The organism is Serratia sp. CY84636, from assembly GCF_052166245.1.
In the GTDB taxonomy this organism is placed as follows: domain Bacteria; phylum Pseudomonadota; class Gammaproteobacteria; order Enterobacterales; family Enterobacteriaceae; genus Serratia; species Serratia nevei.
Window position 1 is genome coordinate 15,497 of the sequence record NZ_JBJNOX010000012.1, and the last position, 18,630, is coordinate 34,126.

At 61.2% G+C, this 18,630-nt stretch carries 13 protein-coding genes; 6 read left to right on the plus strand and 7 right to left on the minus strand.

Features of this window, described 5'->3' with window-relative positions; all coding sequences use genetic code 11:
* Positions 1-26: 26 nt before the first annotated feature.
* Together ACJ8QI_RS22615 and ACJ8QI_RS22620 are read right to left on the minus strand one after the other, a co-directional pair.
* The gene (locus tag ACJ8QI_RS22615; protein ID WP_060441493.1) at positions 27-728 is read right to left on the minus strand and encodes a LuxR family transcriptional regulator; all 702 of its coding nucleotides are present in this window, start codon (positions 726-728) and stop codon (positions 27-29) included.
* A gap of 243 nt (positions 729-971) precedes the next feature.
* The gene (locus ACJ8QI_RS22620; protein WP_442533123.1) at positions 972-1,904 is read right to left on the minus strand and encodes a sugar kinase; all 933 of its coding nucleotides are present in this window, start codon (positions 1,902-1,904) and stop codon (positions 972-974) included.
* A 238-nt stretch (positions 1,905-2,142) separates the two neighbouring features.
* On the opposite strand from ACJ8QI_RS22620, the gene pdeH reads away from it, so the two are divergent.
* Entirely contained in the window at positions 2,143-2,934 is a 792-nt protein-coding gene (gene pdeH, locus ACJ8QI_RS22625) for a cyclic-guanylate-specific phosphodiesterase (RefSeq protein ID WP_060425390.1), read from the plus strand.
* A gap of 90 nt (positions 2,935-3,024) precedes the next feature.
* Entirely contained in the window at positions 3,025-5,064 is a 2,040-nt protein-coding gene (locus tag ACJ8QI_RS22630; protein WP_442533124.1) for an AsmA family protein, read from the plus strand.
* Here ACJ8QI_RS22630 and ACJ8QI_RS22635 read toward each other — a convergent pair whose 3' ends face one another.
* The 3 genes from ACJ8QI_RS22635 to yhjD all read right to left on the minus strand — a co-directional run bounded on the left by ACJ8QI_RS22635 (position 5,065) and on the right by yhjD (position 8,604).
* The gene (locus ACJ8QI_RS22635; protein ID WP_060425394.1) at positions 5,065-5,832 is read right to left on the minus strand and encodes a CDP-diacylglycerol diphosphatase; all 768 of its coding nucleotides are present in this window, start codon (positions 5,830-5,832) and stop codon (positions 5,065-5,067) included.
* A 101-nt stretch (positions 5,833-5,933) separates the two neighbouring features.
* Positions 5,934-7,256, minus strand: coding sequence for an MFS transporter (locus ACJ8QI_RS22640; RefSeq protein WP_038874673.1), 1,323 nt, complete (start codon positions 7,254-7,256; stop codon positions 5,934-5,936).
* Between the two features lie 328 nt (positions 7,257-7,584).
* Entirely contained in the window at positions 7,585-8,604 is a 1,020-nt protein-coding gene (gene yhjD, locus ACJ8QI_RS22645) for an inner membrane protein YhjD (protein ID WP_049270142.1), read from the minus strand.
* Between the two features lie 342 nt (positions 8,605-8,946).
* Between yhjD and ACJ8QI_RS22650 the strand changes: the two genes are divergently transcribed.
* Positions 8,947-9,813, plus strand: a complete 867-nt coding sequence (locus ACJ8QI_RS22650) for a crotonase/enoyl-CoA hydratase family protein (protein ID WP_038874666.1) — start codon at positions 8,947-8,949, stop codon at positions 9,811-9,813.
* Between the two features lie 16 nt (positions 9,814-9,829).
* Here ACJ8QI_RS22650 and pdeR read toward each other — a convergent pair whose 3' ends face one another.
* On the minus strand, positions 9,830-11,824 hold the full coding sequence (pdeR, locus tag ACJ8QI_RS22655) for a cyclic di-GMP phosphodiesterase (RefSeq protein WP_442533125.1): 1,995 nt from the start codon (positions 11,822-11,824) through the stop codon (positions 9,830-9,832).
* A gap of 535 nt (positions 11,825-12,359) precedes the next feature.
* Here pdeR and spy point away from each other — a divergent pair.
* Positions 12,360-12,848, plus strand: coding sequence for an ATP-independent periplasmic protein-refolding chaperone Spy (gene spy / locus ACJ8QI_RS22660; protein ID WP_038874659.1), 489 nt, complete (start codon positions 12,360-12,362; stop codon positions 12,846-12,848).
* 92 nt (positions 12,849-12,940) lie between these two features.
* Here spy and ACJ8QI_RS22665 read toward each other — a convergent pair whose 3' ends face one another.
* Positions 12,941-14,158, minus strand: a complete 1,218-nt coding sequence (locus ACJ8QI_RS22665; RefSeq protein WP_442533126.1) for a Tm-1-like ATP-binding domain-containing protein — start codon at positions 14,156-14,158, stop codon at positions 12,941-12,943.
* 250 nt (positions 14,159-14,408) lie between these two features.
* Between ACJ8QI_RS22665 and ACJ8QI_RS22670 the strand changes: the two genes are divergently transcribed.
* Positions 14,409-15,062: a TetR/AcrR family transcriptional regulator gene (locus tag ACJ8QI_RS22670; protein ID WP_038874652.1), complete on the plus strand. Its 654-nt coding sequence runs from the start codon at positions 14,409-14,411 to the stop codon at positions 15,060-15,062.
* Between the two features lie 478 nt (positions 15,063-15,540).
* Positions 15,541-18,564 (plus strand): autotransporter outer membrane beta-barrel domain-containing protein, encoded by a 3,024-nt coding sequence (locus ACJ8QI_RS22675; RefSeq protein WP_442533127.1) that lies wholly within the window; start codon positions 15,541-15,543, stop codon positions 18,562-18,564.
* Positions 18,565-18,630: the final 66 nt, after the last annotated feature.

Here is an 18,630-nt window from a genome sequence, read left to right on the forward strand (position 1 = left end):
AAAGCCGGCTGTGATGCCGGCTTTTTTTATGCCTCCGGCGGCGCGAGCAGCTGCCGTTCAAGGCAGCGCCGGATCGCGTGTTTGGCGTTGGCGACCCCCAGCTTACGCACCGCATTGCCGATGTGAAACTTCACCGTGCCGGTTTTGATCCCCAGGATCAGCGCGATCTCATGGTAGGTTTTGCCCTGGCTGGCCCAGTAGAGGATTTCCCCTTCGCGCGGCGAGAGCCGGTCTGTCCGGCTCGCCTCGGCGCTGGCCAAGGCCAGAGCGTGCTGGTGGGTATCGACCAATACCATCTGCAGGCTGGCCCTCTCGTCTTCCATCAGCTGCCGCAGATCGGCGTCATCGGCTGCCGTGGCGCTGATCGACAAGATCGCCAGGTTGTTGTCGTGATCGTGCAAAACAAAGCTGCAGCCGTGCACGATGTCGTATTCCCGCGCCTGGCTGAAGATCTTCCGGTAATGCCGATCCTCGGTGGTGACGGGGGTGTCGTGCCACATGAAGGGCGCGCAGCGACTATGGGCGGCGCGCACGACGGGATCGATGCGCTGATAGCGATTGGCGCTGTAGATGTCCAGCCATTCTTGCGGGTAGCTCGAGACCAGCAGATGGCGATCGGGACGGTGTTTGTTGAAGGTCAAATAAGCGTATTTGAATTGGCTGAAGGCGTGCAGTCGGCCGTCAAGATGCAGTCTTGCGGCGACGGCGTTGGCGAATGCGACGGCCATCGGTAACCTCCCTGTCGTTCGGCGGCTCAGCCCGACCTGCACCAAAGTCCAGCTAGTCAGTGCGGCGGATTGAAATTTATACTCGGCTAATAAATTCAAAAAGGCGGTAATGCCAAGACCCGAGCTTAGCAGCTCTGGGCGGAAATAAGCCAACGCCAGGGAAATTCTTTCAATCATCCTCTGATCAATGTTTCTGGGAACTATTGCGCGGGCGGCGGGGTAACCTCGCCGCCGCCTTATTGGCTATGCGGGCATTGCCGTTGCGGGAATGATGGCGCCGCGATGTTGGATCACCGTCGCGGCAAGCCGGTGGCCGCGCTGCGCCGCCTGCTGGGCGCTGCCGCCGCTCAGGCGTTCCGCCAGATAACCGGCGCTGAAAGCGTCGCCCGCCGCGGTGGTATCCACTACGCACTCCGGCGGCAGCGCAATCGCCGGTACCTCAAGTCGCTCTCCCTCCACGCCGAACACCAGACAGGCATCCGCGCCGCGTTTGATAACGATCTCGCCGACGCCGAGCGCCTGCGTGCGTGCCACCACCTGTTCAACCGGCTGCGTGCCCCACAGCAACGCTTCGTCATCCAGCGTCAGGAAGGCAATGTCGGTGCAGGCCAGCACCTCGCGGTAGGCCAGCTGTGTTTCTTCACGGCTTTGCCACAGGCGCGGGCGGTAGTTGTTGTCGAAGATAACCTGGCCGCCGTTGGCGCGGCAGCGGTGCAGCAGCGCCAGCAGCTTCGTGCGGTCGGCAGGCGCGAGGATCGCAAGGCTAATGCCGCTGAGATACAGATAATCGAACTGTGCCAGCTGGGCGCACAGTACCTCGGCCTGGGGGCCCGCAAGCCAATACCGGGCGGCGGCGTCGTTGCGCCAGTAGTAGAAGGTGCGTTCGCCGGCGGCGTCGGTTTCGATCACGTACAGGCCCGGCAGTTTGTTTTCCAACTGCTGAATCAGCCCGGTCTCGATCTTCTCCTGCCGCCAGGCCTGCAGCATCTCGCCGCTGAAGCTGTCGGTGCCGAGCGCGGTGACGTAATGCACCTGCAGCGCCTGTTCCGGCATTTGGCGGGCGAGGTAGACGGCGGTGTTGAGGGTATCGCCGCCAAAGCCGCGCGTCAGCTGCGCGCCCTGCTGCGACAGCTCGATCATGCATTCGCCGATCACGGCGAGATTTCGGATAATCATCGTCAATAAGCCCTGGCTAAAGAAGAAGCAACAGCCATCAGTCTCCACGCAAGGCGGTGAGGGAGTCAATAAATTAAAACAGTGTTTTAATTTTTTATGATCGCGATCGGCCCGTGCCAACAGGGCGAAGAGGAAAGCGCGCGGCAATTCATGCTTAAAGTTTTACGCGGTGCGGCCGATAAGCTGGGTAAAGAAACAGCGGCAGCGCTCTCACTTCCCCGCCACGGCGATAGTACCGATGATAACCAACCTGATCTCGGGTCTGCTGGCGCCCTGTTTTGCCCTCTATGCCTGCGCCAAATCGCGGCGCTACTGGCGGCAATGCCGGCGCTTGTATACCTTCCAGCCGATTTATCGCACCAGCGGCGCGCTGCTGGCGGTGGAACTGCTGACGGCGGTATATCACCCGAATGAGCCGGACAAACGGCAATCCCCGGAACAGTATTTCGCCTCGCTCGGCGTCGCCCAGCGTTTGCGGGTGATCCAGGAACAGCTGGCGTTGTTGCAGCGCTGGCAGGCATTGTTCATTCGCCACGCGGTGATGGTGTCGGTCAATATCGACGGCATCGCGCTGCAAGCGTTGCAACGTCATAGCGAGCTGCAACGCCAGATCGCCGAGATGCCCTATCTGCGCTTCGAGCTGGTGGAGCACGCCGAAACGGCGTCAAACCACCCGTTGCAGCAGATCGTCGGCGGCGAACGGCTGTGGCTGGACGATTTCGGCAGCGGGCTGGCCAACTTCTCCGCCGTCGGCGCCTGGCGCTATCAATACATCAAGGTGGCGCGCGAGTTGTTCACCTTGCTCAAACAGTCGGAAGAGGGCGTACAGCTGCTCGGCACCCTGATCACGATGATGAACCAGCACAGCGACGGGGTGATCGTCGAAGGCGTGGAAACCGAGCAGGAGTGGCGGCTGGTGCAGCGTTCCGGCGCGTTGGCCGCGCAGGGCTACTATCTTTCCCGCCCGGCGTGCTTTGAAACTCTGCACAGCGTACCGACGCTGTTCGCCGCGCCCGGCGCGCCGGCGTGAACTCCGGCCTATCCTCAGCTAGGCTTAAACGGGGCTGCTCATTCTTTTTCCTTTCATTCGGCAGCCCGGTTTATGTGCTGAGGGAGCCCTATGACAAGAACAGGAAAGGTTTTCAGCTGGCTGGGCGGCATTGTGCTGCTGGCGATCGTCGCGCTGGCGATCTTCATCGCTACCTTCGACTGGAATCGACTCAAACCCACCATCAACGACAAAGTGTCGGCCGAACTGCGGCGGCCGTTCGCCATCCGCGGCGATCTGGGCGTCGACTGGTCGCGTAATCGGGATGAGGGCGGCTGGCGCGCCTGGGTGCCCTGGCCGCATATTCACGCCGAAGACGTGTGGCTGGGCAACCCGAAAAACATGCCCGGCGACAGCATGGTGACGCTGCAGCGCGTCGACGCCAGCATCGCGCCGCTGGCGCTGCTGAGGAAAGAACTGCTGATCCCGCGCATCTGGCTCAAGCAGCCGAATGCGTCGTTGGAACGCTTGGCCAACGGCGACAACAACTGGACGTTTGATCTGGCCGCTGGCCAGGATCCGCAGCAACCGCCTTCCGCCTGGTCGTTCACCGTTCATGACATCGTATTCGACAAGGGACAGATCGCCTTTAAAGACGCCACCCTGAAGGCGGATTTCCGCGCCGTCATCGATCCGCTCGGTAAACCGCTGCCGTTCAGTGAAGTGACCGGCAAGCAGAGCGGCGGCAAGGCCGCTACCCCCGACTACGTTTTCGGTTGGCAGGTCAAGGGCAAATATAACGGCGAACCGCTGAGCGGCAGCGGCAAGATCGGCGGCATGCTGTCACTGCAGAGCGCCGATCTGCCGTTCCCGCTGCAGGCCGACGTGCGTTCCGGCAGCACCCGTGTTGCGGTGGCGGGCACCTTGTCCGATCCGCTGAACCTCGGCGGCCTGGACGTGCAGCTGAAATTTTCCGGCGAAAGCCTGGGTGACCTCTATGGCCTGACCGGCGTGCTGCTGCCGAACACGCCGCCGTATGCGACCGATGGCCATCTGATAGCCCGCCTGCATCAGCCGGGCGGCGCCGTGTTCGAATATCAGAAGTTCGACGGCAAAATCGGCGACAGCGACATTCACGGCGACTTGAAATACGTTGCCGGTAAGCCGCGGCCGACGCTGAGCGGCGCGGTGAACTCCCGGCAGCTGAGGTTGGCGGATCTGGCGCCGTTGATCGGCGCGGATTCCAACGCCGCCAAAGCCGGGCGCGGCGAGAAGAGCCGCCAACCGGCGGATAAGGTGCTGCCGGTCGCGCAGTTCGATACGCAAAGCTGGCGCAAGATGGATGCGGACGTGAAGTTTGCCGCCGCGCGCATCGAACGCGGCAGCGATTTACCGCTGAGCGATCTGGCCACGCACCTGAAGCTGAACAATGGCGAGTTGCGTCTGGATCCGCTGCGCTTCGGCATGGCGGGCGGCAGCCTGAACGCCGTGGTGCGCCTCGACGGCGGCAAAAAGCCGATGCGCGGGCAGGTGGATATGCATGCGCGCAAACTCCAGCTCAAACAGCTGTTGCCGAACGTGGCGGCGATGAAGCGCAGCCTCGGGCAGATGAACGGCGACGCCAGGCTGACGGGCAGCGGCAATTCGGTGGCCGAGCTGCTGGCGACCAGCAACGGCGACCTGCGCCTGTTGATCAATAACGGGGTGATCAGCCGTAGCCTGATGGAGATCCTCGGCCTGAACGTCGGCAATTATCTGGTGGCGCAGCTGTTCGGCGACGACGTGGTGGGCATCAACTGCGCGGCGGCGGACGTCGGCATCCGCAGCGGCGTCGCCGCGCCGCGGCTGTTCGTGTTCGACACCGAGAACGCGGTGATCAACATCACCGGCAACACCAACCTCGCCACCGAACGGCTGGATTTGTCCATCGATCCGGAAAGCAAGGGGATGCGCGTGCTGACCCTGCGCTCGCCGCTGTACGTGAAAGGCACCTTCAAGCACCCCGACGCCGGGGTGAAAGCCGGGCCGCTGATCGCGCGCGGCGCGGCGGCGGTGGCGTTGGGGGCGGTGCTGACGCCGGCGGCGGCGCTGCTGGCGCTGGTCTCGCCCAGTGAAGGCGGCGAGGAGAACCAGTGCGGGCAGATCCTGCGGGAGATGAAAGGCAAAAAGTAATCAGGCGCGCGGCGGTGGCGTAAGCAGGCGGCAGTCGTGATCCTGGATCTCTTCCGCCGAGGCCAGGGTGAACGGCAGCAGGCTGCGCTCGGTCGCCAGCAGCAGGAAATCGCCGTCCGGCAGCGCGGTCATCGCCAGGCCGAAGCTGCCCATGCGCCCGTCGGCGCGCGGCAGGCCGGAAGCCAACAGACGGAAGGCGCCCTGCTGTTCCAGCTCGGCAGGGGTCACCCGTCGCCCCAGATAGTCATGCCCCAACAGGCCGCCGGGCAGCGGTTGCCATTGCTCGATAAAATCGGGGCCGATCTGCGCCAGCCGCTGTTTTACCGCCGGCAACAGGCAGGAGATATGAATATGCAGCTGGTTTTGCGTGCGGCCATATTCCGAGTTGATCGCCAGTGAAATATCGCCGTCGTCGATCGGTTTGCCATAGCGTTCCGCCATCACGTGGCGCGCGCGCCAGGCCTGGGCGAAGAAATTCGGCGTGGCGGCGTCCAGCACCGCCGGGCTTTCTATCCCGGTGATTTTGGCGCTGGGCATCAGCAGGTATTGCAGCGGCCCGTTGCGATCCTTAAACACCACGAAGCCGGCCGGCACATCCACCTGCGCGCAGGGCGCCGGGTTGTCATGCGCCTGCTGATTGGGCAGACATTGCTGGCTGACGATGCGCCACAGCGCATCGGGATGGTCGGGCTTCAACCCGTAATAGAGCGCGATGGCGAGAGCCGCCAGCAGCGCAACGCAGACAAATACCCCACGACGCAGAGACATCGGCCAATCCTGTTACCGAGAGAAACGTCCAGCATAGCCCGGTTTTATGACAGGAAACGCACAACGCGTGCGGCCCCCCGCAGTGAGGGGGCCGTAGGGGATCACAGCGACTGGTGGCGGGTTTCTTTCATCAGCAGCAGGGCCAACAGCGTCAACCCGGCCATCGCCGCCAGGTACATGCCGACGTAGAACAGCCCGTAGTGGGCCGCCAGCCAGGTGGCGATATAAGGCGCCACGGACGCGCCGAGAATAGACGCGACGTTGTAGGAGAACGACGCGCCGGTATAGCGCACTTCGGTCGGGAACAGCTCCGGCAGCAGCGCGCCCATGGGGCCAAAGGTCAGCCCCATGATGCTCAGGCCGCACAGCAGGAAGCCCATCACCAGCGCCTGGTTACCGGAACCCAGCAGGGTCGGGAACAGGAACGCGAAGCCGATCATCAGCAGGGTAATGGCGATCATGGTCTTGCGGCGGCCGAACGCGTCCGCCAGCAGGCCGGCGATCGGTACCATCACGCCGAAACCGATTACCGCCACCATCAGCATCCACAGGAAGCTGTTGCGGGAGTAGCCGAGCCCCAACGGCTGCGGCGTGGTGCCGTAGGTCATCGAATACACCGTCATCAGATAAAACAGCGTGTAGGTCGCCAGCATGATGAAAGTGCCGAGGATGGTCGCTTTCAGATGCTTGCTCAGCAGCGTGCCGAGTGGCACTTTCACCTGTTTGCCGGCTTTGGCCACTTTGGCGAACACCGGCGTTTCATGCAGCGACACCCGAACGTACAGGCCAATCAGCACCAGCGCGGCGGAGAGGATGAACGGCACGCGCCAGCCCCATTCCATAAACTGCTGGTCGCTCAGCAGCCAGGAGAGCAGCAGGAAGGTGCCGTTGGCGAAGAAGAAGCCGATCGGCGCGCCCAACTGGGGGAAGGAGCCGTACAGCGCGCGCTTTTTGGCCGGCGCGTTCTCCGTCGCCAGCAGGGCGGCGCCGCCCCATTCGCCGCCCAGTCCCAGGCCCTGCCCGAAGCGCGCCAGCGCCAGCAGGATAGGGGCGAAGATGCCGATGGTTTCATAGCTCGGCAGCAGGCCGATCAGCACGGTGGAAATCCCCATGGTCAGCAGCGAGGCGACCAGCGTGACCTTGCGCCCCACGCGATCGCCGAAGTGCCCGAACAGCGCAGAGCCGATAGGGCGCGCGACAAAGGCGACGGCGAAGGTGGCCAGCGACTGCAGCGTTGCGGTGGTCGGGTCGCCCTGTGGGAAGAAGATATGTGGAAACACGATCACCGCGGCGGTGGCGTAGATGTAGAAGTCGAAGAACTCGATGGCGGTACCGACCAGCGAGGCTACGATGACTTTCCCGCGGGAGTTCACCGGTGTGGACGCGTCGTCGGCGTCGAGTGGGGGTGCGATGGTGGCTTGCATAATATTTCTTATTGTTGGAAGGGGTAAAAATCCATCTTAGTGACAGCATTCGGCCTTTTCAACGCGGGAACTTTGGGCAATGGCCCCGCTAACCGGTTAAAAAGACTAATGTTTTATCTGGCTTGTTTTCTGCAGCGTTAAACGTTGAGAAAGGGCTTTCGTGCAGAGGGAATGGCTGTAAAAGCGGCAAAGAAAAGTGAGCGAGCAGTTTGTTATGCTGGTTTTTCGGATCGCGCGCCTCGTTATTTAGACGTATTGACTGGTTTTCTGGCTGATATCCAGAGGAAAGTGCCGGTGTGTGCGATAACACCGGCACGATCGCATGGCTTCAGCGCGTCGGCGGCTCGCGTTCCGGCAACGCTTTGTCGCCTTTGTAGTCGGCGGTGGCGATCCAGGCGGCGCAAAACAGCGTCAAACGGGCGAAGAAGTAGAAGAACGCCATCAGCCCGATCACCGATCCGAAGGCCGCGCCGGAAGGCGACTTCGCCACCTGCGGCAGCGTCATGGTCATCACGAACTTGATCACCTCAAAGCCGATGGCGGCGAGCAAGGTGCCGCGCAGCAGCGCTTTTTTCTTCGGTTTGTGGCGCGGCAGCATCCAGAAAATCCACAGGAACAGCAGATAGTTGGCGAAGATCGAGATCGACAGCGCGATCAGCGTCAGCGCCGGCCGCAGCCATTCGATGCCGTCCAGCCCCAGCGCATTGACGATCGCCGCCTGCGCCGACCCGGCGACCGAAGTCAGCGACAGCGTAATGATCAGCGCGACCACCAGGCCGGTCAGCGAGATGAAGTCGCGGGTGTATTTGAAGTAGATTTTCTCCTGATCCTGCGGATTGCGCTCCCAGACATCGCGCGACTGCGCGCGGATCGCCTCGCGCAGGTTGCCCATCCAGCTGATGCCGGAATAGAGCGCCAGCGCCAGGCCGGTCAATCCCACGGTGGTGCGCTGCTGAATGGCGGTGTTGACGGTGTTCTTCAGCGTGCTGGCCAGCGTCGGATCGCTGATGCTGCCGACGATGCGGTTGATCAAGCGGGCCAGCAGATCCGGGTTGGAGGCCAGCACGAAGCCGGCGGCGGCAAACGACACCATCAGGATCGGGATCAGCGAGAGGAATGAAAAATAGGTAATAGCGGCGCCGAACTGGCTACCCAGCCGATCGTTAAAGCGTTCGGCGGCGCGCAGCAGGTGCGCCACGCTTGGCCAGGCTTTGATGCGTTCAATCAGACGTGAAAAACCACCGATGCGGCGGTCGAGAGTCTCATGGCCGGTCTTGATGGCGATAAGCGGCTTCGGCGGCGTGTCTTGTGCGGGCTGGCGGCGTTCCTGGTCTGGTCCTGTAGGCATTACTTCACGATTTCCTTAACGTTAAACGGCATGTTTCAGCGTTGATTATAGCCAAAGCCCCGCGGCGTTTTGAACGCCGGAGCGGCAAACGGTCATTTTCCGAGCTTAGCGCGTTAGCGCCCGGCATGAAATGCCGGGGAGGGGCAGATAGGTAAAATTCCTATGAAAACCCCGTGGCGCCTCGGTTTTTTTCACTTCCCTACCTCCAATTTTTATCTGTTTCGTCGGCGAGAAAGCGTTTACTCATGATGTGGCGTCGCGCTTTTGCCGCCCGCCGCTCCGCTGCAGCCGTAGGGGCTGGAACGGTCTCATCCGTCATCAACAGAAAAACTGGAAGGTCTTATGAAATTGCTTAATCACCCCACCTGTCGTCCGTTTACCGAAGCGGGCAATCTGTCGCAGCTGTCTGCCTACTATGAAGAGGGGCGGCACATCATGTGGATGCTGCTGCGCGCCGCGCCGCGCCCCTGCTTCAACCAGGCGCTGATCGAAGACATCATGACGCTGGCGCAGGCGGCGAAGGAGTCTTCGCTGCGGTTCGATTTCTGGGTCACCGGCTCGCTGGTGCCGAACATGTTCAACGTCGGCGGCGATCTGCAGTTCTTCGCCGAAGCGATCAAAAACCGCAAGCGCGAGGCGATGATGGCCTACGCGCGCGCCTGCATCGACTGCGTACATGCGGCGGCGCGCGGTTTCGACACCGGCGCGGTCAGCATTGCGATGGTCGAAGGCAGCGCGCTGGGCGGCGGCTTTGAAGCGGCGCTGGCGCACCATTTCGTGCTGGCGCAGAACAACGCGCGCATGGGGTTTCCGGAGATCGCGTTCAACCTGTTTCCCGGTATGGGCGGTTACTCGCTGGTGGCGCGCAAGGCTGGCATGCGCTTGGCCGAGGAGCTGATTTGGGGCGGCGAGTCGCACACCGCAGAGTGGTTCGAGAGCCGCGGGCTGGTAGACCAGCTGTTCCAGCCCGGCGACGCCTACATGGCGACGCGCACCTTTATCGATACCATACGGCCGAAGCTCAACGGCATGCGCGCCATGCTGCGGGCGCGTCAGCGCGTGTTGCAGCTGACGCGTTCCGAGCTGATGGACATTACTGAAGACTGGGTGCACTCGGCCTTTACCATTGAGGAAAAAGACCGCGCCTACATCGAGCGGCTGGTGATGTTGCAGGATCGCCATACCCTGAACCTGCGTCGTGCCGGCTAACGTTAACGCGCCCGCCTCACGCGGAGGGTGAGTGCGGGCGGTAGGACTGCAGCCAATGCTCCAGCTGTTCCGGGAGCATTGGCCGCGCAAACAGAAAGCCCTGTTTTTCGTCCACGCCGACCTCGTCGAGGAAGTGGTTTTCGCTCTCGGTCTCCACCCCTTCGGCGATCACCCGGAACGCCAACGCCTCTGCCGCCGCAACGATCGCGCGCACCAACGATTGCGATACCGGGTTGAAATTCACCCCGCGCACGAAGCTTTTATCCAGCTTGATGGCGTCCAGCGGAATACGCGCCAGCTGCGCCAGCGACGAATAGCCGGTGCCGAAGTCGTCGAGATGCACCTGCGCGCCCAGTTCGCGCAACCGGGTGATCAGCGCGCGAGCGCGGTTCTCGTCTTCAATCAGGCTGCTTTCGGTCAACTCGAAGTCCAACAGACAAGGGGCCATGCGGTGACGGCGCAGCACCCCGAGCAGGTCGTTGACGATGCTGTCGTCGGCCAACTGCCGGGCGGAGAGGTTGACCGCCACCCGCAGATTCAATCCCTGCTCTTGCCACTGCGCCGCCTGGCCGGCGGCGGTCTGCAATACCCATTGCCCCAGTGGGCCGATCAGGCCGGACTCCTCGGCGTAGGAGATGAACTGCAGCGGCGGGATCAGGCCGCGCTCCGGCGAATTCCAGCGCACCAGCGCTTCCACGCTGTGCACTTCACCGCTGCGCGCGTCGATTTTCGGCTGGTAATACAGCACCAGCTGATTTTGCTCCAGGCCTTTGCGCAGATTGGTGTCCAGCCACATGTATTCGGCGACGCGCTTGTTCATCTCCGGCGAGAAGACGGTATAGGTGCGTTTGCCGTGCTCCTTGGCGACGTACATGGCGGTATCGGCGCTGCGGATCAGGCTGTCGAGATCGTTGCCGTGCTCCGGGCACAGCGCGATGCCGATCGAACAGCCGGTATACACCTCAATCAGGCCGATGCGGAAAGGGGTTTTCAGCCTGTCGATGATGCGCTGCGCCAGCGTTTGCAGGCGCTCGCGATCGGTTTGCGGCGCCAGCACCAAGAATTCGTCGCCGCCGAGGCGGGCGAGCACCTGGTCCGGGCTCAGGCAGCCGAGGATCGCCAGCGCGACCTCGACCAGCAGCCGATCGCCGAACATATGGCCGTAGGCGTCGTTGACCTTCTTGAAGTTGTCGAGATCGAGGTAGACCAGGCCGAAACTCTCTTCGCCGCGCGTGGCGATGGCGTGATTGATTTTGTCCTGGATCGCGTTACGGTTCGGTAGGCCGGTGATGAGATCGGTGTTGGCCAGCACCCGCAGCCGCTCCTGCGCACGGCGTTCTTCGGTGATGTCGGTACCGGAGCAGATAAGATACACCTCGTTCTTGCCGCTGCCGCTGTGCACGAACTTATTGCGGAACAGGAACAGCCGTTCGCCCTTGACCGTTTTTACCCAGCGTTCCACCTCATAGGACGAACCGTTGCGGAAGAAGCCGGCGATGTTGCGCCGCGAAGCGGCGGCTTCTTCCGGGCTCATAAACAGCTGGAAAACGTTTTTGCCGATCACTTCATGTTCGCGCAGCCCGGTGTACTCCTCGCTCAGCCGGTTGAAGCGTTGGATGCGGCCGTGCTGATCGACGATCACGATCACCGAGTTGGCTTCGGACACCACCTGCTCGGCGAAGGAGAGGCCGTGCACCAGATCGCGCGCCACGGATTGGGTGTCGCTGAAGGCGGAAGCGGTGCCCGCCCATTCGAGATTATTGACGCGGCGCCCCACCAGATGCAGATGCAGCGGTTCTCCGGCGAGCGTAATGGTCAGTTCAAGGCTGGCGGTGACGCCGGTCAGACGGCGGATTTTCGCCGCTTCCATGGCGCTGAGCGCCACCGCGACGTGGGCTTTGCCCTTAACGGCGGACAGCTCCAGGGCATTGCTGTCAAACGCCAGCCGCCAGTGGGGGCTTTGGGTGCCGAAGTGGGCGTTAAGAAGCTCAGGGCCTTGGTCTGCGGGCATGATGATTCCTCAAAAGAGCACGGGCGGCCGGTCAGCACAGCTCCGGGGCAGCCTGTTGGCCCGAAAGTGGTTGCCGTGCGCATCTGTGCATCATATAACAGGTTTTCACAGGCGAGGCGGGTGATGGAAACTATTATATAAGCAATGATTAGTTTTGCGGTGTAAACGTCACCCGGCGGCCGGTTGTCTTAAAGTGTAGGAGAACATCGGATCCTGTGATGTTTGTACCGACCTCCCCGCTATCGGAAAACGGTTGATGCAAGGTTGCCGTGGAGGCGAGTAAATTATAGCGGTGAGGGGAAAGCGGAAAAATAACTCCACCGGGGGGATTTTTACCGGGAAATTAAAATTTCCATCAAATAAACGCCATCTTCATAGTTTTCTCATAATTGGTGAATAAATCCGAGACGGGTTTTAAAAAGTTTACACACCCTCGCATTACTTGAATTTTATCAGCCTATTATTATCTCCGACGACGAATGAGCCTGTTAACGTACAGCGCTCCTGATGAAGAAAAACTTTTAAGGAAATGATTATGCGTAAATTGACGGCTTTATTTATTGCTTCCACGCTGGCTCTGGGTTCTGCTTCTGCGGCGTTCGCTGCAGACACGACGGCACCGGCACCGGATGCGGCGCCGATGAAAATGATGCATCACAAGGGTGAAGGCAAAGGCGGCCCGTTCGCCGGGCTGAATCTGACCGAACAGCAGCGCCAGCAGATGCGCGACATCATGAAAGAGTCGCACCAGAAGCGCGGGCCGGGCATGAAAGAGGAACGCCAGGCGCTGCATAATCTGGTGGCTTCCGACAGCTTTGACGAAGCGAAGGCGAAAGCGCAAATTGACGCGATGGGCAAAGCGCAATCCGAACGCATGCTGGAACGCGCCAAAGCGGAAAATAAAATGTATAACCTGCTGACTCCTGAGCAGAAAAAACAATACAATGAGAATTATCAGAAACGCGAGCAAAAGATGATGGACCATATGAATAAAATGAAGGAGCAGATGTCCTCCGGTCAGTAATATCCGCTCGCGGTGAATAAAAAAGGGCCAGACTATTTGTCTGGCCTTTTTTATTTGGCGTTATCACCGGCAGGTTCTGCAGTGAGTGATAATCATTCCCCGCCGACAATGTGCCGGAACTGTTCGGCAACGGCCTGTGCAAAGCGCGGGTCGTTAATATGATAAGGCGTTTTTATCAGCCGGCGTTTGTCGGTGGCGTATACCGTCTCCTCCAGCGCTTGCGTAAAGGCGGCCAGCGCCGCCGGATCCCAGAACGGTTGCCCCGGCGCATCCAGAGCCGATACGCCGCCTGCCGGGATCACGAAGCGCACTTCGCCCGTACAGGCATTGATTTTTTCGCCCATCCAACGTCCGATTAACGCGCTTTCCCGCGCGCTGGTGCGCACCAGCGTCACTTGCGGATTGTGATGGTGGCGCAGGCGGTTGGCGTAGCGAGCCGGCACCGTATTCGGCGCGCCGAAGTTGATCATGTCGATCGCGCCGCAGGAGAGCACGCAAGGGATGCCGGTACGCGCGATGGCCCCGAAACGATCTGCATTGCAGGGTAGCACACCGCCAAACAGGTAATCGGCCACTTCGGTGGTGGTCAAGTCGATGGCGCCGTGCAGTTGGCGGCTATCGATCAGTTTTTCCAGCGCTCTGCCGCCGCTGCCGGTGGCGTGAAACGTCAGGCAATCCCATTGCGGCTCAAGGTCGGCAACCAGCGCCTGAATGCAGGGCGTGGTGACGCCAAACATCGTCAGGCCAATCGCGGGCTTGTCGTCGGGATAGTCGACGGCGGCGAAGCGTACGGCCCCGGCTATCTGGCGCGCCGCGTTGCCGAGCACCCGTCGCGAGATGCGGTTCAGACCGGCGAGATCGGTGACCGAATACAGCATGTTGATGTCACTGGCGCCGACATAGGCGGAAACGTCACCCGCCGCCATGCTTGAGACCATTATTTTCGGCAGGCCGATCGGCAGCTGCTGCATGGCCAGCGTGATGATGGCGGTGCCACCGGAGCCCCCCAGGCCAAGCAGGGCGGCAATATCGCGGCGCGTCAGGATAAAGCGTTCGAAAGCGGTCGCCATGGCGGCGATCGCCTGGCCGCGGCTGGCGCAGAAGACCGCGCCGGCGCCTGCCGGATGGTGGCGGGCAACGTCCTCTGGGCTGATATCGGCGGGGGAATCAAACGGCAGGCTACGGGTGGAGAGATCGACGGTTCGCGTAGGTAAATTCAGGGCAGCGATCAGCCGCCGTACGTACTCCAACTCTTGTCCTTTGGTATCTGCTGTGGTAGCAATATAGACAAAATTTGAAGTATCAATCATGGGGTTTTCCCGAGTGTTTCTAGTTTTTATTTATAAATTATGATGTTATATTTTTAGTGGAACCCTGGTGCTGGCTATTAAGTTAAAGTAATTAATGTATTTATATAATGAGACGGCCGTATCATTTTTGCAAGGGTTAGGCGATGCAAAATGGGACTTCTGTCTCATTTTTGAGCTTTTCAACGTGGCCGGCGCTTTGCCGGCAACCGGCCAACAGAGGCATCGTCCCCGGTTGTGCTAGCGTGTGCAGATGCATGAGGTTTATGTGCCGATAGATGCTTTTCCCGTCCCTCTCGATCCTTCTCTGACCTCCGCCCGGGCAAAAACCTACCGTTTGTTGCTGGCCAGCGCGATGGCGCTGTATGACGAAGGCGCGTTTCCTTCGATCACCGAACTGGCGGCGCATGCACAGGTATCGCGTGCGACGGCCTACCGTTACTTTCCGACCCAAAGTGCGCTGATTAGCGCCGTGGTGGCGGAAAGCCTGGGTCCAATTCTGGAATGGCGCCCGCAAGACGATGATGCTTTGAAGCGTATTCAGCAATTGCTGAGCTTCGCCTATCCTCAGATGGAGCGGCATGAGGGGGCGTTGCGCGCGGCGTTGCAGCTCTCTTTACAGCAGTGGGCGAACGCGACGCCGGGCGAAAAATTCGTGCGCGGCAACCGCAAGCGTCTGCTGGCGCTGGCGGTAGAGCCGTTGCAGGGCAAACTGCCGTCGGACTCTCTGCAGAGAGTGATTCATGCTTTCTCGCTGATTTACGGCTCGGAAGTATTTCTGGTGTTGAAAGATATCTGGGGCCTGGAGCTGGATAATATTCAGGACGTCACGCAATGGATGGCCAAAGCCATCCTTCGTCAGGCGGAAGAAGACGCGATGAACAGCAAAAAAACATCAGCAGGATAATCCAATTTTTGCCGATGGCTGAGTGAAAATCCAGCATAATTCACTGAGTGAATATTGGCAAAATTTATAATTAAAAGTGATAAAAGACGCCTGTTAATCACTTTTCAGGCGTTCTGCCTCTTTGTTATTTAATGAATTATATTCTTATTTATCATAATCATAATATTGTTTCTCTCACCTCATGCCGCGACTTCGGCGTTGGGAGATGTCATTGCCATTTCTTATCCTCCTTCGCCTGATTCACCCCTGAAACTTTCTCTCCTCCCTCCTGACTGCCGGATGACACATTAAGCGCACTTGAGATTGTTGTGCTTTATTTATTTGGTGTTACCAAACTGTTACACAAAAAATCTTATAAAACATTTGCAAACAACAACGGACGGTATCTGGGATGGAGAAGAAACTTAGAGGAGTCAAATCCGCTCGGGCGGCCTTCGGCTGGCCTGAAATCGGAGTTCATCGCGCACAATGGAGCGCGATGCTGATCTGCCTGACGGCGATCGGCGGGGCGCAGGCTGCCACCTATATAGAGAACGGCAAAGCGGGCGATCCGGCCAGCTGGCGCAGCAGTGAGTTCAACGCAGAATGGGGGCTGGGGGCGATCCACGCCGACCAGGCCTACGCCGCCGGTTATACCGGCAAAGGCATCAAACTCGGCATTTTCGATCAGCCGGTCTACGCCAAGCACCCCGAGTTTTCCGGTCCTGATAAGGTGATCAATCTGGTTACCGAAGGCACCCGCGAATACACCGATCCCTATATTCCGGTGAAAAAAGGCGATGACTTCCGTTATGACGGCACACCAAGCACCGACTCCAGCGGCAAATTAGGGTCGCACGGCACCCATGTGGGCGGTATCGCTGCCGGCAGCCGCGACGGCGGCGCGATGCACGGCGTGGCGTTCAACGCGCAGATCATCAGCGCCGAAAACGGCGACCCCGGTCCGGAAGACGGCATTGTGCTCGGCAACGACGGCGCGGTTTATCAGGCCGGTTGGAATAAGCTGGTGGCCAGCGGCGCGCGCATCATCAACAACAGCTGGGGTATCGGTATCACCGAAAAATTCGATAAAGGCGGTTATGACCCGGCTTATCCACACTTCACGGTGAACGACGCGCAAAAGCAGTTCGATCAGATCAAACAGATCCTCGGCACCAAGCCCGGCGGCGCCTATCAGGGCGCGATCGACGCGGCGCGCAGCGGCGTGGTCACCATCTTCGCCGCCGGGAACGATTACAACCTGAACAACCCGGACGCCATGGCCGGCCTGGCGTATTTCGTGCCGGATATCGCGCCGAACTGGCTGTCGGTCGCCAGCCTGCAGGATCCCACCAATACCGGCGATTACAGCATCAGCACCTTCTCTTCCCGCTGCGGCTATACCGCCAGTTTGTGCGTCTCGGCACCGGGTACCCGGGTGTACAGCTCGGTGATCGCGGGCACCGGTGTGGACGATCTTACGACCGGCTATGCCAATAAAAGCGGCACCTCAATGGCGGCGCCGCACGTGGCCGGCAGCGTTGCGGTGCTGATGGAGCGGTTCCCGTATTTGAATGGCGCACAGGTGGCGGACGTGCTGAAAACCACCGCCACCGACATGGGCGCGCCGGGCATCGACGCGCTCTACGGCTGGGGGATGATCAACCTGGGCAAGGCCATCAACGGCCCGGGCATGCTGGTGACCGTCGAAGATATTCCTGCGGAGTTCCGCATCCCGGATCCGACGGGCGTGGCTTACGGCCCGACCCAGTTCGTGGTGGATCTGCCGGGCGTCGGCGCGGTGCAGGACAAGGGTAAACCGACCGAGCGCGTCTGCAGCAGCGATCTTTGCGGCCTGGACTTCTGGAGCAACGACATCTCCGGCCACGGCGGCCTGACCAAGCAGGGCATCGGCACGCTGGTGCTGACGGGTAACAACACCTATGCCGGCCCGACGCTGGTCAATCAGGGGCGGCTGGCAGTCAACGGCTCGGTCACCTCGGCCGTCAGCGTGCAGAACGGCGGCATCGTCGGCGGCAGCGGCACGGTCGGTTCGCTGACCGCCCGTCAGGGCGGCACCGTGGCGCCGGGCAACTCGCTCGGCACCCTGAACGTGGCGGGCAACGTCAGCTTCGAGCCGGGTTCGCGCTACGCGGTGGAAGTGGGGCCGAACGGCCAGAGCGATCGGATCCAGAGCAGCGGATCGGCGACGATCGGCGGCGGCGAGGTGGCGGTGATGCTGGAGAACAGCCCCAACCTGCTGACGCAAAACGAGGTGCGCAGCCTGCTGGGCCAGCAGTACACCATTCTGAGCGCGCAGCAGGGGGTGAGCGGGCAGTTTGACGCGGTGGCGCCGAACTACCTGTTCTTCGGCACCGGGCTGAGCTACCAGCCGACCGGGGTGACGCTGAGCGTCGGGCGCAACGGCACGAGCTTCGCCAGCGTGGCACAGACGCCGAACGAGCGGGCGGTGGCGGCGGCGGCGGATGCGCTGGCGGCGGGCAATCCGGTGTACGAGAGCCTGCTCGGCAGCGGCACGGCGGGCGAAGCGCGGCAGGCGTTCCGTCAGCTGTCGGGGCAAATCCATGCGGATATCGCGTCGGCGCTGGTGAACGACAGCCGCCACCTGCGTGAGGCGCTGAACGGGCGCCTGCGTCAGGCGGAAGGGCTGGCGAGCTCGTCGGCCATCAAGGCGGACGAGGGTGGTGCCTGGGCGCAGCTGCTGGGGGCGTGGGACCACGCGTCGGGCGACGCCAACGCCACGGGTTATCAGGCCTCGACCTACGGGGTGCTGGTGGGGCTGGACTCGGCGGCGGCGGACGACTGGCGGTTGGGGGTAGCGACCGGCTACACCCGCACCTCGCTGCACGGCGGGTACGGGTCGAAGGCGGACAGCGACAACTACCACCTGGCGGCGTACGGCGACAAGCAGTTCGGGGCGCTGGCGCTGCGCGGCGGGGCGGGCTACACCTGGCACCGCATCGATACCAAGCGGTCGGTGAACTACGGAATGCAGTCGGACCGCGACACGGCGAAGTACAGCGCGCGCACCGAGCAGCTGTTCGCGGAAGCGGGCTACAGCGTGCAGGGTGAGTGGCTGAACCTGGAGCCGTTCGTGAACCTGGCGTACGTGAACTTCGAGAACAACGGTATCGCGGAAAGCGGCGGCGCGGCGGCCTTGCGCGGGGATAAACAGCACACGGATGCGACGGTGTCGACGCTGGGCCTGCGTGCGGACACCGAATGGCAGGTGAGCGCGGGCACGACGGTGGCGCTGCGCAGCGAGCTGGGGTGGCAACACCAGTACGGCGGGCTGGAGCGAGGCACCGGGCTGCGGTTCAACGGCGGCAACGCGCCGTTCGTGGTGGAAAGCGTGCCGGTCTCGCGCGACGGGATGGTGCTGAAGGCGGGGGCGGAAGTGGCGGTGAACGAAAACGCCACGCTGTCGCTGGGCTACGGCGGGCTGCTGTCGCAGCACCACCAGGACAACAGCGTCAACGCCGGCTTCACCTGGCGCTTCTAAGCAACATCGACTCAATCCTTGTAGGGAACCGTCTGCGGGCGGTTCCTTTTTCACATCCTGCTAATG